Source organism: Salinivibrio sp. MA351, from assembly GCF_001996065.1.
Classification (GTDB): Bacteria; Pseudomonadota; Gammaproteobacteria; order Enterobacterales; family Vibrionaceae; genus Salinivibrio; species Salinivibrio costicola.
This window is the reverse complement of record NZ_MUFG01000006.1, coordinates 76,022-99,636: the sequence shown is the minus strand read 5'-3', so window position 1 is coordinate 99,636 and position 23,615 is coordinate 76,022. Positions and strand designations below refer to the sequence as shown.

The window sequence follows — 23,615 nt, the reverse complement described above, 5'->3', positions numbered from 1 at the left end:
CGTTCAAATCGGGAAAAAGGTCATAGAGGCCATACTGTGTACCACTTGATTGATATTACGATTGGTACTGTCCGCCACCATCAGTGCCATCATATCTTGGATCAAGATCATCTGACTCAGTAAGCGCTCATAACTATAATTGGGGACACCATTTGCATTCATGCCGTTACTGAGCAGCAGCAAATGACCTTGATCATCACGACGGTTATTTAACAGCCACGCAATTTTTTCAAGGTTACGTGCACAGTTGTAAAGCTTTTGCTGATCAATATCATCGAGTAAGAAGAACTCAGTCTGGTGATTATAGCTAGCGCTTATCATCCCAGTGACACCGGCCATCAGTGCGAATACACGATCACCCTCGAACTCAGTAGAAAATGCCAGCGGCAACAATGCAATGCCGTCCATTCCACCCAGCTCACGGAATCCATTCTGGGGACGCTGCTCCGCCATTAGCTGGTGAACGCGTTGGTCGATAGTCATTCCGGGCACTTTTTTTAGCTCTCTGGGATTACGTTTATAGAGCTTGATCAATAGTCGTTCGGTGATCTGACGAATTTCGGCGATATGAATATCGGTAATCAAATCCATATCTGATTTCGCAAGATTTTTTATATCAAACGGCCGTCCCAGCTTTTGTGCACATCCTGTTAGGCTGAGTATCAATAACCCCACCCAAAACCCGCGCATCATAGTGTTATCCTTACATCCTTTGTCGGTGCTAAGGATACGCATTTCACGCCCAGTCGTGGACTGAAAGAGATAACTTTGTATGGAATATCACATTTTTTACGAACAATCAGAATCGCAGTCTCTGTAGCCCCTGCTAAACTCTTCAAAAGTGGTCACTCGGAAGAGCCTTATGCGACGCTGTCTCATTCATGCATTTTTTATCACCATCGCATTTAGTGCATGCACTTATGCCACTGAAAATAAAACCATTATATATGCAATACCGCATTGGCCACCATGGAGTGATACCAGTGAGTATCCCTACCAAGGCATTGATGTTGATGTGGTTAATGCTCTAGCGAACAAGATCGCTGTTGATGTAGAAACCGTTCAATGTGCATGGAAACGATGTCTGCGTTTGTTAGAAACGGGTAAAGCAGATATCGCGACAAATGTACTGAAGCGAGCCTCTAGAGAGCGCTATCTTTATTATCTTTCGCCGCCTTATCGAACCAATCTCATATACGCTTTCTATACTCACAAAGGCAGTATGATATCGATTAAACATCAATCTGATTTGTACTCATACTCAGTGTCACTCGAACGAGGCGCCAGCTTTACATCCGATTTTGATAACGACTCGAATATTACTAAACGCCCTGTTAGTCAAATAGACTTTGCGATTAAACAATTAATCAATCAACGTGCAAGTGTGGTGATTGGCGAAAGTCATCAAATTGACTACATGGTGGCGAAGTTCGATCAAAACGATGTGCTTGAAAAGCAGCCTTTGACCTACTCCGAAGCCCTTGAAAGTTACATTGTCCTAAGCAAAACGTCATCAAATTCACATTTAAAAAAACAGCTTACCGATGCGCTGAAACAACTGGTCGCATCGGGAGAGATAACAGAGATTATAGATAACCATAGCCGCAAAGCTACTCGCACTGACTAACGATTGTTCGTGGTTATTCCATATCGATCATCGCTACGCAATCCATCGCGATCACGCGTTCTTCATCGGTCGGGATCACCCAAACGCCCACCTCACTGCCAGCGGCTGAGATACAGATTTGGTTCAGTTGATTCGCCGATGCATCTAACCTGATGCCAAGCCAACCACATTGGCGCACGACACTGTCTCGTACGGGTGCTGCATGCTCGCCAACACCCGCCGTAAACACCAAATGATCGAGTCCTCCCAAGGCGGCAGTCAAACTCCCGATCTCTCGAGCGATACGATAACAATAATGGTCGATCGCCTGCTGGGCTCTGGGTTTATCACTACGTAACAATGTTTGCATATCACTGCTGATCCCAGACAAGCCTAACAGGCCAGACTCCTTGTAAAGGAGTTTGCTTACCTCAGCGACCGTCATTCCTTCTTCACCGATGAGGTGTAAAACCAATCCGGCATCAATTGCGCCACAGCGCGTCCCCATGGGTAACCCTTCTAGCGCTGTAAACCCCATGGTCGATGCAATACTCTGTCCTGCTTGGATCGCACATAAGCTGGCACCGTTACCCAAGTGGGCCACAATCACACGTGCTTGGGGATCATAATTAGGAATCATGGAAGGTAAGCAACGGCAAATATAATCATAGGAAAGCCCATGAAAACCGTACCGTTGAAAGCCGCGATCGTACATCGCATAAGGCAACGCAAATTGGCGAGCCTCTAAAGGCTGCTTCGCATGAAAGGCGGTATCGAAGCAGGCAATTTGAGGCGTACCTGGCAATCGCTCGTCTAGCGCTCGAATGGGTGCGAGGCTATAAGGTTGATGCAATGGCGCCAAAGACGTCAATGCGTCCAGTAGCGTCACTTTATCCGGGTCCAGGCGGGTGGCGCAATCATAGTGCATCCCCCCATGAACCACACGATGTCCGACCGCAATGAGGCGTTCGAGCACATTATGCTGCCCTAACCAATCGAGTAACGACATAATAGCCGCCTGATGATCGTTGGCCTCAGCCGGAGCAGTGGCATAGGCATGATTCCCGGCATGCATGATCACCGCGGTTCGTTCTGTCCCTAGTCCAGAGAACTGCCCCCGAAATACACACACTTGCTGATCCGTGTTGTCAGAATTAGACATTGCGCCAGCGTCGAACAACGCAAACTTTAGGCTCGACGAACCACTGTTGATTACGAGTATATTTTTCATCATCCACTAGACACGCGACTTATCGAGCGATTTTCGTTGATAGTCCGCCAGCAATAACGCTAGCGCGCTTGACGCTATCCGCGTTAAAGCGTCATCGGCTCGACTGGTTAACATAATGGGCACTCTTGCGCCCACCACGACACCGGCGCCTTTGGCATCGGCAAGATAGCTGAGTTGTTTCATCAGCATATTGGCCGCTTCTAGGTCGGGAGCCATCAAGATATCAGCACGCCCTGCCACTGGCGACTCAATACCTTTTGTTGCACGCGAGTCCTCAGAAACGGCACTATCAAAAGCCAGTGGGCCATCAAGGACCCCACCCGTGATCTGACCACGTTCAGCCATTTTGCACAGCGCGGCAGCATCAATCGTCGCATTCAACTTCGGATTAATCGTTTCAACGGCTGACAATATGGCCACTCGCGGATGGGCGTTCCCGATCGCATGCGCCAGCTCAATCGCGTTTTGAATGATATCGCGCTTTTGCGCGAGCCCTGGGTAAATATTGATCGCAGCATCGGTAATAAATAACGGTCTTGGATAGGTCGGAACATCGAATGCCATTACATGGCTTAAACAACGTTCAGTACGCAATCCTCCCTCACGTTTGACAACCTCGTGCAACAGTTCGTCAGTATGCAACGCGCCTTTCATTAATGCTTCAATTTGACCCGCTCGTGCCATTTGCACGGCGCGCTCTGCAGCCGCGTGACTATGCGGAGTATCGACAATTTCGAAGTCCTGAATATCCACTTCGGCGGTGTCTGCAGCGGCGAGAATTTTATCTCTTGGCCCCACCAGCGTTGGAATGATTAGTTGCTGTTTTGCCGACGCAACCGCGCCACGAATAGAACTGTCATCAACGGGGTGGACAACCGCCGTATGCATGGGATCAGGATGATCCGCTGCGGTAAGAATCGCGTGTAACTGCCCGCGCTCAGACAAGCGCACTTCTGGCATGACTGTCCGTTGACGGCTTACTTTTTTAGTGGGGGCTAATACGCGTGCTTCGCCTTCGATGACGGTATCGCCGCGTTGATTTTCGCAGCGACAGGCAAACACAATATGATGGCGTTTATCGTCCATTTGGTCGACGCGTACGATTACTCGAAGTACGTCGCCAAGCATGACCGGTGCTTTAAAGGCTAACGTTTGGCCTAAATAAACCGTCCCAGGCCCGGGTAACTTGGTACCGAGCACCGTTGATATCAATGCGCCGCCCCACATGCCATGGGCAATAATCTCTTGGAAACGGCTGCTTTTGGCAAAGTCATCATCCACATGAGCAGGATTGACATCACCGGACATTATCGCAAAAAGCTTAATGTCCTCCATGGTTAAACGTTTTTCTAAAAACGCCTCATCACCGATTGAAATTTCATCGTACGTCTTATTCTCGATGACCTCCTCGTTATGTGTCCCTGTCATAGTAAGCTCCTTAATCGTCTATAACGTCGAAAAATACACTGATTTAAAAACGAAGATGATGACCGGCGTCGACGTAGTGCGTTAGCCCTGTCAGTACACGCCCTGCATCAGCGGTAAGGTAAACAACCGCATTCCCCACATCCTGTACCGTTGCCAGTCGACGTAGCGGCGATCGCGTTTCACCGTCTACCGCCAACGCTTCAAATTCTTTTAATCCAGAGGCGGCACGCGTACGAATTGGGCCTGGAGAAATGGCATGAACACGGATACCTTGCGGCCCAAGTTCAGCGGCGAGATAGCGCGTGGTCGATTCGAGCGCGGCTTTAACCGGTCCCATCAAGTTGTAATTATCCACGGCTTTTTCTGCGCCATAGTACGACATGTTAAATAATGTGCCCCCAGCTGACATAAGAGGCTCTGCCCGCTTAGCCATGCGAATGAACGAATGGCAGGAAATATCCATCGCGAGCGAAAAGCCTTCTCGAGAGCAATCCACCACCCGACCGTGTAAATCATCTAACGGCGCAAACGCGATCGAGTGAACAACAAAATCAATCCGCCCCCATTTTTCTTTGGCACGCGCAAATAGCGCATCCAATTGGTGGTCATCTTGCACATCACACAACATCATTTCAGGATCCCCCATTGACGGCTTCAGGGGGGTGACAAAGCGCTCTGCCTTAGGTGACCCATACGTCACCAGTACGTCTGCGCCTGCTTGGTGTAACGCTTGGGCGCAGCCAAAGGCAATGCTATTTTCATTCGCCAGGCCCGCCACAATGCCGACTTTACCTTCAAGTGAGAAAGGATGTTCCACGATGTTCTCCCTAGATTTATAACGAAAGCGTGAGCCGCTCCACGTGAGGCGTTCAACACATAGAGCAGTTACACTAAAAAATGTGCTGCCTATTTTAGAGGACTCACAAGCTTTTAACTTAGACCCAAATCAGGACTAAAGGCAAAATTATAAATGAAATGAGAAGCAATCTTTGTAAGAAAACAAGACACTTTTGCAAAACTTTAATGACAAGCCTGCACAATAGGCTCAATGGAGAGCTTTTACTCAATTTACGTAGGCGTGTGATAAATGAGCTCTGAGCCCATGACGAAAAAACGCCGCTTTTTATAGAAAAAGCGGCGTTATGCTAGCGTATATCGCGTAAATTTAAGCCAATTCGGCCATTACACATTTTGCAAGATCTGCTGGGCGATAGTACACGGACTTCATGACCTTACCTTGACGAATCAATTTACCGTCAACCGTCACATCTGTTGCGCATTTGGCAATAATCCCGTCATCTTTAGGGCTTGCCACAACCTCAATGCCTTTTTTCTCATAGTAGGCTTGGGTGTCCGCGAACGCCTGCGCATCGCGGCAAACTTTACTCATATTACTGCTATGCACTTCGTCCCAACAGGTTATGAAATCGATCCCGAGTCGATTAGCAATTTGCAATAAAATATCAATCATATAACTGACTTCAAGTTGATCACGATACCCGCGCGACCCCATCTGTACGGCACGTCCCATGAGGACATAAACACTGTCGACGATAGCATCAACTTGTTCAACCAGTGAGTCAGCCTCAGCCAGTTCGGTCATCTCCTCAACCGCCAATGCCGTATGAAGATCATCTGCTTTGTCGTCTAATGAGGTTGGATCGTTACAAGGCAAGTCAAACGTGATTCGAAAGGCTTCAATATCACGGTAAAGGTGGTCGTAAATCGCTTGATCGAGAACTGCAAATTTCATGTTTAAAGCCCTTTGAGAAACAAACACGCATGGCGTCATGCTGGTACACAAGGGGCAATACAATAGCACTGCTGGCGGGGAGTTAAAATCAATTGCGCAGATTCTTTAATATGACCTAGCGCTACAGCGCAAATATTACTCAAGCTTGGTGTCTACTCGCCGTTACCGTTTTATAATGAGAAAACACGTCAGGCGAATTCTCGGCCAAAAGGATTGTTATTATGACCAAACGCTTATCGCTTGCTACGCTTTGTGCGGGCATGTTACTCGCCACAGCAGCACAGGCCCAAACCTCGCCACTCAGTGTCGGCGCTAGCGCCAGTGTTACCGATGTTAAATACGGATCTCAAACAGAGACAGGTCACACCTGGGAAGTGAATGGCACGTGGCGGCTGACCGATTATACCAGCCTGTATTCAGGGTATGGTGAAACCAGTGCCGACTTTGATAACGCCAATGGTACAGAAACAACGTTGACGTCCACCTATATTCCCGTTGGCGTACAAGTTAACTTCCCTATGACGATCGGCAGTGTCTACCTGCGTGGTGGGGGAAACTACTATCAAACCGAATTTGGGACGGATAAAGACATCGGTTGGGGCGCCAGCGGAACAGTTGGCTTTGAGTTACAACCGACCGTCGGACCTAAAATGAACTTTGAGCTCACCTATGCCGATCGCGGCGATGCCGAAACGAGCTCCGTGAGTGTCGGTACCAGTATCGGCTTTTAACCGCTCATAGCAGGGTGCCAAACAACGGTCGTTACGATATAGATTACCACCGCGCGACATAACGCGCGGTGATATCATCGAAATACGGCAGACTACATGCCACCAGCAACATCAAATAAACTACCCGTCGAATAAGATGCATTATCTGACAGCAGCCAAGCAATCATTTCTGCTACTTCCAGCGTCGACCCCCCACGACCAAGCGGGATATTATCAGCCACACGCGCGACACGATCAGGCTCTCCTCCTGCCGCATGCATATTGGTATCAATTGGACCTGGGCGCACTGCGTTGACACGAATCCCTTCACGGCCCACTTCTTTCGCTAGCCCCATAGTCAGTGTGTCTAATGCGGCTTTGGTCGCGGCATAATCAACGTATTCATTGGGTGATCCGGTTTTAACCGCTGCGGAGGAAACATTAACGATAGCGCCGCCGTTACCACCACGAGATTGCGCCATGCGATGCACCGCCTCTCGGCAGCACAAAAAGGCACTGGTAACATTGGCTTGAAACATCGCGTTGATCCGCTCCGCATCCATACCGCTGACAGACGATTGCGGCAACATGATACCGGCATTATTCACCAATGCGGTGATATTCCCTAAGCGGTTATCCGCTTCACTGAACAACCGCTTGACACCTTCTTCACTCGACACATCGGCCTGAACGGCGATCGCGTTTACTCCAATCGCTTGAAGTTCATCAACAAGCGCAAAAGCAGATTCACTGTTGCTCAAATAGTTGATGCAAATGGCATAACCACGCTGTGCCAATAACTTCGCCGTCTCGCGGCCAATGCCGCCACTTGCCCCGGTTACAATCGCAACTGGATTCATTGCTACTCCTTTTCGCTCATTCTGCTGATACCGGTGGGTAGTATCCCATTCTCACTGCGCCCCAATGTTTACCTGCAACAAAGAGCGGGACAGAAAGATCATGCATGACTTCACCGGTATCGCGCTTATAGGTTTGCAGCAGCATGGTATCAGTATGTTGCCCACAACGCCTACCTGTACGGTCATCAAATAAGCGTTTAGTCCGGTTACCGGTGATATCTTGCGCATAATCACCGGTTAATGGCTGACAAAAACGTTGATTATGCGTGGGAACATAACCGTTCGTGTCATTGGCTATCACGTAAACAATATTGTCATCGATGTCCAAAATAGGCTCTTGAATCGGCGGTAATAATCGATCACAAAACGTATCGAAACGGGTGGTGTATTTTTGTGGATGCGTATTGGCAATGGGTTGATAGTGGCGGTCAAACAAATCGGAAGGACTAATCTCGCCCTTCGCAAGGGCCCGTTCAAAAGCCGCTTCAATCCGATCTCGACATACACTCGCCGCTTTGAAAAAACGCTGATGAGGGCTAGCATCGGAGAGCTCAGCAAAAACCGCATTGGTTTTTTCTGCGGTATCCATTAATCCCTCGGCTTCTTTACTCAAGACCGTGACTTGCTCATCACTGATTTCAAGTCCAGATCGGACCTGTACCAGCGCGGATGCAATTTGCTCTAAACTGGCGCTATTCTGTGATGACCCATGGGCTATCTCTTTTACCGCTTCTTCAACCTGATCGGCTCCCGAAGAAAGCTCGGTTAAAATGTGCCCGACACGCTCAACATTTTCAGTGCCTGACTCGACATCGGATGACAAGGCTTGAATATGTGCCATCACATTACTCGACTCTGCCATAATGTGTTTTATGATTGTCGCGACTTCACTTGTGCTCTGTGAAGTCCGCTGCGCAAGCTGTCGTACTTCATCAGCCACCACCGCAAAACCACGCCCCTGCTCACCAGCTCGAGCGGCTTCTATTGCGGCATTTAATGCCAGCAAGTTTGTTTGTTCGGCGATATCATCAATAACTTGTGCGACGGCACTGACTTTATTGACGTTGGCGTCCAGAGCTTCAATTCGCGCAACCGTTTCGGCGGTTTTTTGGTTAATATCTCGCATCTCAGCAATGGATGCGGTCAGTTCATTTACACCCTGCTGACTAAGATCCCGCATACGAGTCACTTGCTCAACCGATTCAGTCTCGACTTGGCAAGCACGCGAAAGAGTTTGCTCAATATGTTGCGCTTTATCGGTAATCTCTACCACCGCAGAAAACTGCTCTGTCAAACGAGCCGTTAAAATGTCAGAGCGATGCGAGACTTCTGCGGCCGTCATCGCGTTCATTGTGGCACGCGTTGCTAATCGTCCAACGGTTTCAGTAGGAATGTCTAGTGTAGCGTTTTCAACTGCAGATTCTTGCTCGTGTCTTGGGAACAGATAGAGCTTTACGGCAAGACCTATGCCCACAGCTTGACAGGCCAATATCAACACAACCCATGTAAATTGCGCCGATACTACAACCCATCCTCCAAATATAGACAGCGCACAAACGACGCCAAATGCAACCCAAAATCCCATTTTGTTATCCACTACGATCCTTGTCATTTTCCACCTATAATCCTTATCTTTGGAACGGATTAGCACACTCAGTACGCTAAAAACCTAACGGTTACAGACACCTGCTAATACCGAGAGACTTTCAGCCTTGGTCCATTACAGATGCCATATTTTTTGGATCATCGCGGTGAACACGATCAAATTTAGACTAAAGCCGTATGTCTAACATCTTGGGGATTAACTGTTGCGACGCAGTTGCGATACAAAAATAAATGCGACTCATAAACATCGAGAGTGTCTTTGTATGATAATTACCACAAACGTGATTAAATCCCACGCAAAATGCGCTAAGCTCTCCCTAGATTATTGTTATTAATGAGAGAACCATGATCCCCCATCGACGAATTCGCCAATCGATTCAGGCCTTTTTTATTTTAGTCACGATGAGCTTTTCGCTGGTATGGTTCTCATTAGCGGTGCTGCCAGAAAGCGAACAATTCGCCGTGATTTGGTACGTATCGGCTGCCGGCGCATTCGGGTTTAGCTGCTTTTCAGGCTACGTGAGGCTTGTTGCAGCCGCAGGCTTTTTCACCGGCGTTTTTTATGCCGATACCATGATGGGGATTCCTGCTTCACTCAGTGCCAGCATGGCGGCTGTCAACACTGCAACCGCCGGATTAGGTTGCACCATTTACCGATTAATGCGCAAACGTTACGGTAACCCGTTCGAGAGTATGTGGCCCTTTATTCGAGGTTTGGCGCCCACGCTTATCATCAGCCCTCTATTTGGTGCGACACTCGGTGCCAGTGTTCAGTCAATAGGAACCCATCAACCGTTCGATTACTTGCTACTGCGGTGGTTTATTAGCGAGTTTGTCGGTTTTGTCGCCCTATTTCCTCTCTTGTTAGTCATCAAAGAGAACCTCAGCGAACGACCTAATGATCGACTTGCGAAATCGAGCACGTTTTGGATCGCCTTGATAGCCCTGTGCTTGGCCGCGCTCAGTGCAATCAGCCTGTTGTTATATCTTTCACCTCACCCGTTTTTGGCGCTAACAGCGCTGTTTTTGTTGGCGGCAACACTGCAAAATCGCCTGATTGGCTTAGGCTGTATCGCGTTAACATTACTAAGCTTTGACATTTTATCCGCCCTCGGTGCACTGACATTTCAAGTAGAAGCGGATCAAAAAGCCTCACTGTCTCGCATGGCGATGGCTGGTGCCGCCATGATGGTCGGGGTGATAATGACACAATTCGCATATAGCTATCGACGTCATCAAAAGCATCATCTGGAGCAACATGCGTTATTAACCCAAGCGATGCATAACTCCCTTATTGGTATGGCCATACTCGACCCTCGCGGCATCGTTCAAGACGCTAACGCGAGCCTTGCCCAGTTTTTTGCCTGTGAACCGCGTGTATTGCTTGGCTCCCATGTTTCTATTTTTACCCGCGAGCAAGATCAAGCGGCATTAAAAGACTATTTTAATGAACTGATCATGGGTCATACCGATAATAAACGGCTGGAGAAGCGCTTCCTGCGCGCGGATGGGGAGCAAGTATGGGGAAGGCTCTCTGTCACTGCGGTCCGTGACAAACATGCCGGCCATGTGACGCATCTCATCAGTCAAGTCGAAGACATTAATGCACTGAAAGCGGCACAGAGAGAGCAAAAACGCTGGCTAGAACGTTGGCGTTTTGCTTTAGATATCAACAAACTCGCCGTATTTGAATTGAATATTCATACTGGCGTTATTCTGTTTTCAGGTTGGTCGGCGCCACTATTGGGGATCAGTGCAAAAAGCATCCAAACCTACCAAGCCTGGATCGCCCGAATCCATCCAGACGATTTACACGGCTGGGAGCAAGCCATGCGCCTGCTGGTTGAAGGGCGAACTGATCGTATGATCGAAGTATTTCGCTTTCAAAATGATCAGGGAGATTACCGATATCTACGGCAAGCGTCGGCGCGACAAACCGGTGAAGAGACAGAAACCGTGCTAAGTACGGTAATCGATGTCACCAAACAGCACTTAACCAACCAACAAACCGATACCTTACGCCGCCGCCTTGAAGCCGCGACCAAAGCGGCTAACATTGGTATTTGGGAGTACAACGTCGCAGACGACACGCTCGAATGGGATGCGCAGATGTATGCGCTCTACGATATACCCGTCTCTGACGGTAAAGAAACATTGGCCACTTGGCAACATCGCCTCCATCCAGATGATGCCGATAGGGTCAAGCGTATACTCGGCAAAGCCCTCAAATATCAACAACGTATCGATACTCAATTCCGGATTCTCGATACTCACGGTCGAACGCGTTACCTGCGTGCCCTTGCCAGTGTACAAATCGATGAGAGCGGCAATACCATACGATTGATTGGCGCCAACTGGGACAATACTGAAATAAATGAACTCAACCAAACCCTTGCCCAGGAGCGCGAACAATTAAACGTAGTGATGAATTCCATCAACGATGCCGTAATCACCACCGACGACCAAGGTCATTTAGCCTATCTCAACCATACGGCGCAGCGACTGACTCTCAATGGTGAGGATCGGCCCCTTGGACAAACCATCGACGACATTTTCCAACTGTATCGTCAACAACAGCGCGTGTTGCTTTCGAGTTTACATAACAATCAAACCGCGACCTTTTTTGAAACACAGATAAAAGATGCCTACCAGCTTGTGTTAGCCAATGGGGAGCGCGTCTATGTCTCCGTGGCAGTATCGCCGTTAACCAGTCATCAAGGCTATGTGTATATTTTACGTGATGTGTCTGAAGAACATGCGTTAATGGCGCAACTCGACTACAACGCTAACCACGATCCACTGACACATTTACCGAACCGCCGGGCCTTTGAAACCATCATGGAAAGGCACCTTACACAACACCATGACGATACCCCGTCGGTACTTGCCTTTGTCGATCTCGACCTGTTCAAAATCATCAACGATTCTGTCGGCCACCATGCGGGCGACGATGTTCTCTGCCAAGTGTCTCAAGCATTGGCTGATAACATTCGCAGTGATGACACCGTTGCACGACTCGGCGGCGACGAATTTGCAGTCCTCCTCACACACTGCAATATGCGGGATGCCAAACAGACAATTGCCGATTTAATCAGTCGCCTCGAGAATCTCTCTTTTTCTTATGAAGAGCGGATTTTCGCCATCAGTGCCAGTGTCGGCTTAGTCAATATCGGTGATGACGCCTTAACTCTGTCCGACTTAATGAGCCGCGCTGACGTTGCCATGTATGAAGCGAAGTCAGCGGGCCGTGGACAAATCGTCGACTATAACGATATATCAGGCTTCGCCCAAGGCCGCCACAACGATATGCAAATGGTCGGAAAAATTACCCGCGCATTGGCTGAGGATCGATTTACCCTATATGGTCAACAAGTCGCTCCCGCGAAAGGACCAACCATTGAACACTGGTATGAGCTATTAGTGCGGATGATTGACACGGATGGCAATATCATGAATCCGGGGCAATTTATCCCCGCCGCAGAGGCCTTTGGTTACATTCGTGACATTGATGCCTGGGTGGCCAACTATGTGCTCAATACTCGTGCCCAAGAATTGGCCGACTCTGGCCTTAAATTTAATCTCAACCTCTCCGCGCACTCAATCAGCGATCCCAAGTTCCAAACACATTTGAAAGCCCTGTTAGCCTCATCCGTCTTTCCCGCTGAGCGCTTGTGCTTCGAGATCACAGAGTCAGCCTTAATTAGCCACTTAAATACCGCCGTTTCATTTATCGATGAGTTACGCGCCTATGGGGCTCACATCGCACTAGATGATTTTGGCGCCGGCCTATGTTCTTTCCATTACTTGAAACTCTTTAACGTTGATGTCGTGAAAGTGGATGGCCAGTTCGTTGCCAACCTCACCGATAACGAAAACGACATTGACCGAGTGATCCTCGAATCTATCGTCAGTATCTGTGACACCATGGGGTATAAAACTGTCGCGGAGTGGGTGTCTGATGAAGAAAAACTCGCGCGCGTACAAGAGATCGGCATTCATTATGTGCAAGGGTTTTTAATCGACTATCCCACGCCACTTGATACCTTGCTTGCCAACAAAGTATCGAACAAACAAAAAGATGCTGAATAGGGTTGCGAGACGCCGAAAAGATAGGCGATTTAAATTTCAAGACATCGAGTACCGCTAAATCACACTAGTGACGATGTATCCAGCCGCTCTTGCGGCTGGATACAGTTTACTGTGCCAAAGCTAACGCCGGTGTTGCCGCGCCATAATAGAGGCAAATACGCTGACCATTGATTTGTTCAACTTCAAACTCAATCTCGTAAATACGCTCCATCACTGGCTTGGTCACCACCTCATCAACGGGACCGCTCGATACCACTTCACCATCTTTCATCGCGACCATATTGTCCGCATAACAAGCGCTAAAGTTAATATCGTGCATCACGACCACCACGGCCTTGTTATATCGATGTGCCAGGTCTCTGACCGTCTTCATAATCGCCACCGAGTGACGAATATCGAGATTATTGAGCGGTTCATCGAGAAAGATATAATCGGTGTTTTGTGCCACCACCATCGCGATGAATGCCATCTGCCGCTGGCCACCACTTAATTGATCAATAAAACGGTCTTGTAACTCCGTTAATCCTAATTGAGCTAACGCTTCATCAATCACCGTATCATCATCTGCAGTCAGTCGCCCTTTAGAGTGGGGAAAACGACCAAATGCCACGAGCTCACGAACACGAAAGCGCATATTGACATTATTCGCCTGCCGCAACACCGCCAGCCTTTTTGCTAATGCCTCATTGCTCCATTCACTGAGCGGTTTATCGCCAATCAAGACTTCACCTGCATCACTATCAGTGAGTCGACTCGCCATAGAGAGCAGCGTACTTTTCCCCGCACCATTTGGACCAATTATCGCGGTCACTTTACCCGGTGGGAACAACGCACTGGCCTGATTTACCACCTGGGTTTGCCCGTAGGCTTTCGACAATCCAATTAATTCAATCATAATGGTTAAAACTTGTTTTTCGTTAGCAGGTACAAGAAATAGCTTCCACCAACAAAGTTAATAATCACACTGACAGTGGTTTCAAACCCGAACCACTGCTCAACAACATACTGACCGGTTAACAACAAAAAAACTGCCAACACACTGGTCGCAAGAATCAAAAAACGATGCTGATAGCTCACAAACATTTGCCGGGCAAGGCTGACCACAATCAAACCAAAGAACAATACAGGCCCGACCAAAGCCGTCGATACCGCAATCATGATGGCGATGATCACCATCACCTTCAGTGTGAGTCCGCGCATATCGACGCCTAAACTGGTGGCATTATCTTCACCAAGTAAGCAAACATCCAGCTGATTGGCATAGCGGTAAAGCGCCAACAAACACAGCCCTAACACCGGCACACTGATATACACCAGATCGCGATTCGCATTGTTGAAACTGGCAAACATGGCATCTTGAAGTACCGCAAATTCACTGGGGTCAACTAATAAGGTAAAAAACTGGCTAACACTGCCAAACACACTCCCGAGTACGATACCAATTAACAGCAAGGTATAGACGTTAGCGCGATGCCGACGAAAATACAGCGTAAATAGCACGCTCGCCGTCACCGTCATCAATGCCACACTCACCGCAAAGTTTAAATAGGCATTCACCAAAAACAGACTGGTTGAACCAAAGATCACCAGTAACAGGGTTTGCAATAAGACGTACAAACTATCAAAACCAAGAATTGAGGGCGTCAATATTCGATTATTGGTGATGGTTTGAAACACTAATGAAGAGGCCGATATTGCGATCGCTGCCAGCGCAATCGAAAGCACCTTCGGCGTACGCCTAGAAAGAAAGTAAGCATAATTATCCGCGGTAAGGCCATGCCCTAAGAAATAACCGGCGACCAGTAAAACGCCCACCGCAACAAGAGAAAGTTTGAGTCCATCACGCATTGGCTTTATCCCTCATCACTAAGTAGATAAAGACCACACCACCCAAAATCGAAATGATCATGGCAATAGGGACTTCATAAGGGAAGATAATTACGCGGCCTAAAATATCGCAACTTAAGACCAGTACCACTCCCCAAAAGGCGGTCCAAGGTAAATTACGCTTAATGTTATCGCCCATGAACAATGAGACAACATTCGGCACAATCAGGCCAAGAAAAGGGATCACACCGACGATCATCACCACGGCCGACGACAACAAGGCAACCACCATGACACCAAACAGCACCACTTTTTGATAATCCAAACCAATATTCTTGGCGAAGCTTTCTCCAATACTGGCGGCGCTAAATTGGCTCGCATAGGCATAGGCCACGGCACATACAGGCATGGCAACAAACAAGATTTCATAGTTCCCCGCCAACACCGATGAAAAATTGGCCACCGTCCACGCTTGTAAGGTTTGAATCAAATCGTATTTGTAAGCCAGGAACTGAGTAAGAGACGAGACCACGTTGCCGTACATAATCCCGATCAAAGGAACAAGCACGGTATTTTTAAATTTGAGGCGCTGTAAGAAACGGACAAATAGCCAAGTACCTGCCATCGCCGTACCGACAATCACGGTCAGGTCAAGCCATTGGTTTGCACCACTAAAAACCACGAGCGTAACCACATAGCCAAGCAGCGCGCAATCAATGGTGCCCGTGGTATCTGGGGAGGCAAAGCGGTTTTGACAAATCTGCTGCATAATCAGGCCGGCCACACTCAGCCCAGCCCCGGCAAGACAGATAGCCAGCAGGCGCGGAATACGACTGGTGGTAAAAATGGTCCAGGCTTCTGAATCACCGGCCCACAAACTATCCAAAGAAACGTGGGCGACACCGATAGATATCGACAATAGCGCCAGCACCATAAGGATAGGAATAGAAAGATACTTCACAACACGACTACCGTTGGGTCTGAAACCACAAAGACCCGGGAGAAGCCCGGGTCAACTTTTATCTGTAAAAAAGCAATCTATAAAGAAAGCGATGCGTCATCAAAAACGATTAAAGTACGCGATTGACATCGTCGATCATTTTATCCATCGCCGTCATCCCAGCCATGGTGATATACCAAGCGGTTGGATCTAAGTAGCTGATACGTTGATTTTGGTGCGCCGGTGTCTTATTCACCAATGGATTATCGAAACGCGCTTTAGCTTTTCCCTGTCCCTCACCAATCGCTTGCTCACGATCAAGCACCAGCAACACATCTGGATTGGCATCGGCAATGTATTCAAAAGAAATCAGGTTGCCGTGAGAGCCAGCCACTTCTACGTCATCACTTTTCGCAGGTTTTAGTCCCAGCTCGTCAAAAACCAGACCAAAGCGGCTTTTCTCACCAAACATCGCCACTTTACTGCCGTTGCTCATCACCATAAGCGCGTTGAAGTTATCTGCCACCGCTTTTTCATGTGTTTGTGCAATTTTGGTATTTACCTGGTCGATAATGGCTTCCACTTTTTCTTGTTTGTCGAAGACATTACCCAGCATGCGCCAGTTTTGCTGAACACTCTGCCAATAATGGTCATAATCGGCTTGGAACATAATGGTTGGCGCAATTTCTTCTAATTCACTCATCAGCGACGCCATACGCGCCTCTGCGATGATCAAATCCGGTTTTGCCGTAAAGATTGCCTCATAATCAGGCTCTTTAACGGTCCCTACCGCTACATACTTATCATCTTGGTAAGTTTTTGCTAAGTAATCTGGCATCAATGATTTCACCACGCCTACAGGTTCAACCCCCAGGCGGTCAAGCACATCGAGGCTGCCTTGCCCAAGCACAACCACACGCTGCGGCACACCGTCAATCTCAACGGTGCCCATGGCATGGTGGATGGTTTTTGCAGCAGCGTGACCACTTAATACCAAAGAAACGGTTAAAAGAATGAATTGGAAAAATGAACGAAAAGCTTGCATAGCCCTTTCCTCGCAAAAATTGATGGCAGCATGCTAACGCAGTTAAAACGCCAAGTCACGAATAGAAGTGAGAATTATTCATATTCATAACTTTATTGATAAAGCGGGATCAACACACCATCACCATAAGGGCGTCAGTTACTAAAACTGTTTTGATCTTGCGCAAAATAAAGACAGATATCAGCCAGTGTTGTGTCTATTTCCCGTTTTTATCCGCGAATAAACCATCGAATCGGACCTATTTGGTTACAACGCAAGCGATTGCACCGACACTATAAACATATTTAGTAATCATTGGCCGGTTTACGGGTTAACATGGGCATAGTTGTGATCAAGATCGCGCGGATATATGCGCTGGTTACATACACTAGACTCATCTCGAGCGGTATGACTGAAACGATAATTAAAGACAGCTAAGACTGTCGCAAATTCGGTACCGGATTGAGCTGAACTGCATCTAACGAGTTGTTTGAGGGTTATAATGAACGAAATTTTACTTGCGGTCGTCGCTGGCGCCATTGTTGGCTTTTTCTTCAGCGCGATCAAGTTACCATTGCCTGCTCCCCCGGTGATTTCTGGGATCATGGGCATCGTTGGTATCTACCTTGGCGGCATGGCTTATCAAGCCGTGATCGAACGCTTTTTCTCTTAACTTTAGATAATTGGAGCACACTATGGCTACCCCACATATTAACGCTGCAGACGGCGCATTTGCTGAAACAGTCCTGATGCCAGGTGATCCACTGCGCGCGCAGTACATTGCCGAAAACTTTCTAGAAAACGCGGAACTGGTCACTGATGTCCGTAATATGTTCGGTTACACCGGCACTTACAAAGGCAAAAAAGTATCGGTAATGGGTCACGGTATGGGTATCCCATCGTGCTCCATCTACGTCCATGAGCTGATCAAAGATTACGGTGTTAAAAACGTCATTCGCGTCGGCAGCTGTGGCGCAGTAAAAGATGATGTCAAACTGATGGACGTGATCGTTGCACAAGGCGCTTCCACCGACTCAAAAGTAAACCGCACCCGTTTTGCCGATCATGACTTCGCCGCTATTTGTGATTTCCATCTCATGGAAACTGCCGTTGGTGAAGCGCGTAAACAAAACGTCTCTGTGCGCGTTGGTAACGTATTCTCTGCGGATCTCTTTTACAGCCCAGAAGCCGATCTGTTCAACAAAATGGACAAACTTGGCATTCTTGCCGTTGATATGGAAGCAGCGGGTATCTACGGTGTCGCTGCAGAGCTAAACGCGCGCGCTCTCACCATCCTGACCGTGTCTGACCACATTATTCGTGGTGAAGCACTGAGCTCAGATGAGCGTCAAAAGTCGTTTAATGAAATGATGACTGTCTCGCTCGAGACCGCGATCAACCTGTAAATGTGGGTTGGAGGAAACGTGCCAAGCGGTAAATTGCCACCCGCTGCCGGTCAATTGCAGCTGAATTTTTGTAAAACCTTGACCTGTCCTAACTTCGGGTCAATGGATGAGCAAGATTATTTGGTTCAGCGCTCTAATCCGGCACGCCCAACGCTAGTATGCCGAGAATGCGGGGCGTTTCCTCCTCTGCTCAACAACCAGCAAGTTCATGCCGAGTTGATAGCCCAACGTCAACTCCATGCAGATGGACTATGTGCCTGTACCAACCCCGCCTGTGAGCACTTAGGTAAGCCAGTCTTAACCTACCGTCACTGTTACCATGCCTTTGGCTACAGCGGCGATAGACAACGTTATCGGTGTAAAGGCTGTCAAAGTACCTTTGTCGACCGTTGGTCTGGGATTAACAAAAAGAGTGAGCTGCAACAAAAGTTGCTGGCCTTCCTTTTCACGGGCCATACCGTGCGAGAGATCTGTCGTCGGCTTTATCTCAACCCAAAGACCTTTTATGATCACCTGAATCAAATAGCTGCGCGTTGTCGACAAAAACTTGCCGCGTACGACACACGCTTTTTATCTGATACCTCAACAGGCCACCTCGCGAGTGTTCATGCACCGCTGCAACCTAACAGCGAAAATGGCGTACAATGGCTAGCGACCGGAGAGGCGCATAGCGGCTATATTTTGCTTCAAGATGTCAACTATCATTCGTATGATCATGACCATCTCACCGAGCATCATGATCCGTATCAAGACGCTTGCCGCTTTATGGCGACCACCAATGCAGGCCAGCGCTCGGAGCCAACACCACGCCCTGACGGCTTACTGGGTCGCGTTGACGCAAAATACCGAGAGGTGTTTTCACGCTCAAATGTGGAAGACCCTTACACTCAACCGTTGCACTTTATTTACCCTAATCGTGGTACCCTGATTCGTCCTCAGTACACCACCTATGCCCATTATTTAAACCTCAAGCCTTTTATTGATCATTGGCAACACATTGTGGTGTTTTCTCCGCAGGAGCCCTTATTGCGCTCGGCTTGTTTATCCGTTTTTGAAGCCGATATTCGTGACAAACGGGTAAGCCATGTTTACGTCGAGCAAGATCCTTATTGGCAACCCGGCTCAGAGCCAGAAAAAATTGATATTGTGTTACTCAGTTGGTGGCGCGATCGCTGGGCGTTTACGCGTAGCGGTGCAGGGAGCAAAGCCATTTGCGATCATGGGCAAAATAAGGGCAGAGAAGCCTATTGGTTAACCCATGCAAGCTGTGATGCGATGAAGAAATATCAACAACACTTCCATCAGCAATTTGCACTGTTGGTTAATGAGCCACGACGCCGATTACGCCCTGGAGGGTTACTGCCGTTACTTGATATTTACCGTGCCTGGCACAATTTGTGTTGGCAAGATCACGCCCACATCACGCCTGCTCAGCGTCTTGGATTAACCGATCGCCCGCTCACACTCGCGGATCTCATGCTTTAACGTCTCACCGCCCGATTGTTATCGATAGTTCAACCTAACGAAACGCCCGCGTCGTCTCCCTTGACGATATCGATGTTTCGCGTTATGTATCTCGATACTAAAAAGCCAGTCTCGAGGATATAAGTATTGGATATTCAACTGCTGCGTACATTTATTGAAGTCAGCAAGACCCGCCATTTCGGTCATGCGGCGGATAATCTTTATCTGACCCAATCCGCAGTCAGCTTTCGTATTCGCCAACTTGAAACCCAGTTAGGCACCGCACTGTTTATTCGTCAGCGCAATAATGTTCGCCTCACAGAAGCAGGTGAGCGTTTATTTCCCTATGCAGAAACTATGCTGCAAACTTGGCAACGTGCGCAACACGATGTCAGTGCCATACAAGCCGCCAGTAGCCAATTAACATTTGGGGCGTCACCGATGTTATGGGAGCTTGATGGCGTAAGCGCATGGATAAATCAGATAGGTGCAGACCATACCGACTGGCTACTCCGTGCTGAGTCAACGCCAAGGCAATTACTCGCTCGCCATTTAATTGAGAAGCGCATCGACGCGGGCCTAACGTCAGAATTACCAAAACTTGAAGGGCTGCAGTCTCATCACCTTGGCAATTATCAATTACAGTTGGTCAGCCACGTCGCTCATCTTCATCTGGATAAGAGTGATGAGCTACCGCTTATCTATCTTGACTGGGGCACACAATTTGCGAGTGCACAAAGCCAAATAGCGCAGTTACAGCGCCCACCGGTGTTACACACCCAGTCGTGCCACCTGGCGATAAACTATTTGCTCACACATGGCGGCATCGCATTTCTGCCTTCCTTGGCGATTCAACAGTACCTAGATAGCAAGCGACTTCATTTAGTCGATAAAGTACAAGCACTTACCCATCCTCTTCACCTTATCTGGCTAACAAACAACGATAAAAGCAATTTAATCAGTCAGTTAATAGAATCAAACGGTCAGCTTTACGCCGGTTAAAAAAACGGTCGTTTGCGGCGAATTTCACTAGTCGGTGAGGCATTTTTCGGCTATCTTAAAATTGTTAGGCAACAACATACTGCCTAATCATCCGGCTACACGTAGCCTTAAAAATCAACAAGCGTTAGGAAAGCACCACCATGGCACAGTGGGATCAATGGTTAAAACACGGCTCTCAACAAAAAGAGAAGTTTAAATCTCGCCACCACGACGATTTTGATGACGATATGTCACACGGTAAAAAAGGCAAAAAACGTCAAAGCAAACGCGCGCACCGACCTCAGCAAGAGGACAGCTACTTCGGTGATGACCGCTAACTGCGTTGATACGTTTGTCGTCAAAATTAAAAAAGGCAATGCGTCGGCGTTGCCTTTTTGTTGCCACTTATCACCGAGACGGTGTTAGGCTTGCATCGTTCGCCAATGGGTATCGAACTCCGTTAATACGGCATGTGTCGTTTGCCACAATGGATTTTGCTTAAGTGTCTGCCAATCAATCGGCGTCCGTACGCGGAGTGCATCTGCCATTGGCACGGATTGAATCGGTAACGCATCTAAAACCGATACCGCACTTGCGCGATCATTGCAGATCAGCGTCATATCACACCCTGCATCCAGTGCTGCCTTAGCACGAGAAGGGGCATCACCAAACACATGCGCCCCACCCATGCTTAAGTCATCCGAGAAGATAACCCCTTTAAATCCAAGTTGCTGACGCAAAATATGAGTTAGCCAATAGCGTGAGCCACTGGCAGGCTGTGTATCATGCTGCGGATAGACCACATGCGCAGGCATAACCGCATCCAATAAGCCTTTTTCAATAAACGCTTTAAAAATAGCGAAATCAGACGACTGCAGAATATCACGCGGATCTTCAGGGGTGACTAAATGAGAGTCTTCTAACACAGCACCATGCCCCGGAAAATGCTTCCCGGTCGTTGCCATGCCGGCACGGCGCATACCCATTGAAAAGGCGCTGGCGTATTGCGTCACCACCTGTTGTTCTTCACCGAACGCGCGATCTTTAATGGCGGCACACGCAAAGCCGCGATCAAGCACAGGTGCAAAGCTCAAATCAATCCCATGCGCAATTAACTCGGCGGCCATCAACCATCCGGCTTGCTCAGCCATCTCTGTGGCTGCACCAAGTGCATGATAAGACTGTGCGGCCGGGATCGGCGTAAACGCTTCTCGAAAGCGTTGAACGCGTCCACCTTCTTGATCCACACCAATCAAGATATCTCGGCCTGCCGCCGCACGAATAGCCTGTGTCAGTGCGCGAAGCTGCGCGGAATCGTAATAGTTGCGGGCAAACAAAATCACGCCACCGACGCTCGGATGCGCGAGAATTTCTTTCTCTTCATTATCGATTTGCTCTGCGTGCACATCGAGCCAAACGGGTCCCATTATGTCTCCTTCATCCTGCGTTTATCACAGACGAATAATCAAGCACTTTGCGAGATATCGCAATCTGTTTATACTCGCTGTTTGTGTATACCCATTGCGCATTACTGCTATCGTACCGTCGTCATTATGCAAGGAACAGCCACATGTCATACTCTGGAGCCGATATCTATATTGGTGTCATGTCAGGAACCAGTTTAGATAATATCGATGCCGTCGCTGTCAGGTTTACCCAAGCCGGTCAGGTCGAGTCAATTGCGCGACACAGTGATCCGATACCGCAAGACATCAAAGCCACGGTGATTACGTTAAGCCGAGGTCAGCCTGTGTCAGTGACAACCCTCGGTGAGCTCGATCGTCGCTTAGGCGAATGTTATGCCGCGGCGATTAATACCTTGCTCGAACACGCCGCCTTATTGCCTAGGCATGTCGCCGCGATAGGCTGTCATGGACAAACGGTGTATCACCAGCCAAGTGGGGATTACCCGTTTACCATGCAACTTGGCGACGCCAATGTGATTGCCGCTCGAACCGGTATTACCACTGTTGCCGATTTTCGTCGCAAAGATATGGCGTATGGTGGCCAAGGTGCACCACTGGTGCCCGCATTTCATAACGATTACTTTTCCGATAGCGAACAACCGACTGCGGTGGTCAATATTGGCGGCATCGCCAATGTCTCAATGATATGCCCTGATCGCCCGTTATATGGCTACGACACCGGACCCGGTAACATGCTAATGGATGCGTGGACACAACGACATCGCCATCAAGCCTATGATCGAGATGGTGAATGGGCGGCAAGCTGTGCGCCTTATCAGCCCCTGCTCCAACGGCTACTGTCGGATGCTTACTTTTCTCGCCCTGCGCCCAAAAGCACAGGTCGAGAATATTTTAACCTCGACTGGCTCGACCGTCAGTTGCTCGCGTTTTCGCTCTCCCCCGATCAGGTACAAGCAACACTGTTGGCACTCACCGTTGAGAGTATCGCCATAGCCATACGACCGCTAAAGCGCGGACGCATCTTTGTTTGTGGTGGGGGAGCACATAATCAAACGTTAATGCTCGCGCTGCAACAAGCCATGCCCAACTGGGCAATCGCTCAAACTGATGAAGTCGGGATCCGTTGTGACGATATGGAAGCCATTGCCTTTGCATGGCTTGCTAAACAAACACTCAACCACCAGCCTGGCAACGTCCCTGCCGTGACCGGCGCCAGCCAAGCGTGTTGCTTAGGTGCCATCTATCTACCCTATTAAGGAACATC

21 protein-coding genes are annotated in these 23,615 nt (G+C 48.5%); 9 read left to right on the top strand and 12 right to left on the bottom strand.

Annotated elements, in window-relative coordinates; all coding sequences use genetic code 11:
* Positions 1-3: 3 nt before the first annotated feature.
* Positions 4-693: a hypothetical protein gene (locus BZG78_RS05550; RefSeq protein WP_077660611.1), complete on the bottom strand. Its 690-nt coding sequence runs from the start codon at positions 691-693 to the stop codon at positions 4-6.
* Between the two features lie 169 nt (positions 694-862).
* Between BZG78_RS05550 and BZG78_RS05545 the strand changes: the two genes are divergently transcribed.
* A complete protein-coding gene (locus tag BZG78_RS05545) occupies positions 863-1,627 on the top strand; it encodes a transporter substrate-binding domain-containing protein (RefSeq protein ID WP_077660610.1) in 765 nt (254 codons plus the stop codon).
* Between the two features lie 13 nt (positions 1,628-1,640).
* On the opposite strand, the gene BZG78_RS05540 is transcribed toward BZG78_RS05545, so the two are convergent.
* The 4 genes from BZG78_RS05540 to BZG78_RS05525 all read right to left on the bottom strand — a co-directional run bounded on the left by BZG78_RS05540 (position 1,641) and on the right by BZG78_RS05525 (position 6,018).
* A complete protein-coding gene (locus tag BZG78_RS05540) occupies positions 1,641-2,837 on the bottom strand; it encodes an acetate/propionate family kinase (protein WP_242412987.1) in 1,197 nt (398 codons plus the stop codon).
* A gap of 6 nt (positions 2,838-2,843) precedes the next feature.
* Positions 2,844-4,265 carry a bifunctional enoyl-CoA hydratase/phosphate acetyltransferase gene (locus BZG78_RS05535; RefSeq protein ID WP_077460859.1) on the bottom strand — a complete coding sequence of 474 codons (1,422 nt, stop codon included), beginning with the start codon at positions 4,263-4,265 and terminating at the stop codon, positions 2,844-2,846.
* Between the two features lie 43 nt (positions 4,266-4,308).
* Positions 4,309-5,082 carry an enoyl-ACP reductase FabI gene (fabI, locus tag BZG78_RS05530; protein WP_077660608.1) on the bottom strand — a complete coding sequence of 258 codons (774 nt, stop codon included), beginning with the start codon at positions 5,080-5,082 and terminating at the stop codon, positions 4,309-4,311.
* A 348-nt stretch (positions 5,083-5,430) separates the two neighbouring features.
* Positions 5,431-6,018, bottom strand: coding sequence for a nucleoside triphosphate pyrophosphohydrolase family protein (locus tag BZG78_RS05525; RefSeq protein WP_077460857.1), 588 nt, complete (start codon positions 6,016-6,018; stop codon positions 5,431-5,433).
* Between the two features lie 221 nt (positions 6,019-6,239).
* Between BZG78_RS05525 and BZG78_RS05520 the strand changes: the two genes are divergently transcribed.
* Positions 6,240-6,749, top strand: coding sequence for an outer membrane beta-barrel protein (locus BZG78_RS05520; RefSeq protein ID WP_077660607.1), 510 nt, complete (start codon positions 6,240-6,242; stop codon positions 6,747-6,749).
* A 92-nt stretch (positions 6,750-6,841) separates the two neighbouring features.
* Here the strand turns inward: BZG78_RS05520 and BZG78_RS05515 are convergent, their stop codons facing one another.
* Together BZG78_RS05515 and BZG78_RS05510 are read right to left on the bottom strand one after the other, a co-directional pair.
* Positions 6,842-7,588, bottom strand: coding sequence for an SDR family oxidoreductase (locus BZG78_RS05515; protein WP_021023766.1), 747 nt, complete (start codon positions 7,586-7,588; stop codon positions 6,842-6,844).
* A gap of 16 nt (positions 7,589-7,604) precedes the next feature.
* Positions 7,605-9,200 carry a methyl-accepting chemotaxis protein gene (locus BZG78_RS05510; RefSeq protein ID WP_077660606.1) on the bottom strand — a complete coding sequence of 532 codons (1,596 nt, stop codon included), beginning with the start codon at positions 9,198-9,200 and terminating at the stop codon, positions 7,605-7,607.
* Between the two features lie 338 nt (positions 9,201-9,538).
* On the opposite strand from BZG78_RS05510, the gene BZG78_RS05505 reads away from it, so the two are divergent.
* Positions 9,539-13,282, top strand: coding sequence for an EAL domain-containing protein (locus BZG78_RS05505; RefSeq protein ID WP_077660605.1), 3,744 nt, complete (start codon positions 9,539-9,541; stop codon positions 13,280-13,282).
* Positions 13,283-13,388: 106 nt separating this feature from the next.
* Here BZG78_RS05505 and BZG78_RS05500 read toward each other — a convergent pair whose 3' ends face one another.
* The 4 genes from BZG78_RS05500 to BZG78_RS05485 all read right to left on the bottom strand — a co-directional run bounded on the left by BZG78_RS05500 (position 13,389) and on the right by BZG78_RS05485 (position 17,094).
* Positions 13,389-14,177 carry an ATP-binding cassette domain-containing protein gene (locus tag BZG78_RS05500; RefSeq protein ID WP_077460853.1) on the bottom strand — a complete coding sequence of 263 codons (789 nt, stop codon included), beginning with the start codon at positions 14,175-14,177 and terminating at the stop codon, positions 13,389-13,391.
* A 5-nt stretch (positions 14,178-14,182) separates the two neighbouring features.
* Complete coding sequence (locus BZG78_RS05495; RefSeq protein WP_021023771.1) at positions 14,183-15,130, bottom strand: iron chelate uptake ABC transporter family permease subunit; 948 nt, start codon at positions 15,128-15,130, stop codon at positions 14,183-14,185.
* Positions 15,123-16,043, bottom strand: coding sequence for an iron chelate uptake ABC transporter family permease subunit (locus BZG78_RS05490; protein ID WP_025744503.1), 921 nt, complete (start codon positions 16,041-16,043; stop codon positions 15,123-15,125). Before BZG78_RS05490 ends, BZG78_RS05495 begins: the two co-directional genes overlap by 8 nt.
* Positions 16,044-16,179: 136 nt before the next feature.
* Positions 16,180-17,094, bottom strand: a complete 915-nt coding sequence (locus BZG78_RS05485) for a siderophore ABC transporter substrate-binding protein (protein ID WP_021023773.1) — start codon at positions 17,092-17,094, stop codon at positions 16,180-16,182.
* Positions 17,095-17,575: 481 nt separating this feature from the next.
* On the opposite strand from BZG78_RS05485, the gene BZG78_RS05480 reads away from it, so the two are divergent.
* The 5 genes from BZG78_RS05480 to BZG78_RS15395 all read left to right on the top strand — a co-directional run bounded on the left by BZG78_RS05480 (position 17,576) and on the right by BZG78_RS15395 (position 21,262).
* The gene (locus tag BZG78_RS05480; protein ID WP_021023774.1) at positions 17,576-17,746 is read left to right on the top strand and encodes a XapX domain-containing protein; all 171 of its coding nucleotides are present in this window, start codon (positions 17,576-17,578) and stop codon (positions 17,744-17,746) included.
* Positions 17,747-17,768: 22 nt separating this feature from the next.
* Positions 17,769-18,479 (top strand): purine-nucleoside phosphorylase, encoded by a 711-nt coding sequence (gene deoD / locus BZG78_RS05475; protein ID WP_077460852.1) that lies wholly within the window; start codon positions 17,769-17,771, stop codon positions 18,477-18,479.
* Positions 18,480-18,497: 18 nt separating this feature from the next.
* Entirely contained in the window at positions 18,498-19,964 is a 1,467-nt protein-coding gene (locus BZG78_RS05470; protein WP_077660623.1) for a lactate dehydrogenase, read from the top strand.
* 126 nt (positions 19,965-20,090) lie between these two features.
* Positions 20,091-20,945 carry an HTH-type transcriptional regulator HdfR gene (gene hdfR, locus BZG78_RS05465; protein WP_077660604.1) on the top strand — a complete coding sequence of 285 codons (855 nt, stop codon included), beginning with the start codon at positions 20,091-20,093 and terminating at the stop codon, positions 20,943-20,945.
* 140 nt (positions 20,946-21,085) lie between these two features.
* Positions 21,086-21,262, top strand: a complete 177-nt coding sequence (locus BZG78_RS15395) for a hypothetical protein (RefSeq protein WP_158009955.1) — start codon at positions 21,086-21,088, stop codon at positions 21,260-21,262.
* Positions 21,263-21,346: 84 nt separating this feature from the next.
* On the opposite strand, the gene nagZ is transcribed toward BZG78_RS15395, so the two are convergent.
* Positions 21,347-22,351 (bottom strand): beta-N-acetylhexosaminidase, encoded by a 1,005-nt coding sequence (nagZ, locus tag BZG78_RS05460; RefSeq protein WP_077660603.1) that lies wholly within the window; start codon positions 22,349-22,351, stop codon positions 21,347-21,349.
* 143 nt (positions 22,352-22,494) lie between these two features.
* Here nagZ and BZG78_RS05455 point away from each other — a divergent pair, with 143 nt between their 5' ends.
* Entirely contained in the window at positions 22,495-23,607 is a 1,113-nt protein-coding gene (locus tag BZG78_RS05455) for an anhydro-N-acetylmuramic acid kinase (protein ID WP_077660602.1), read from the top strand.
* Positions 23,608-23,615 lie beyond the last annotated feature (8 nt).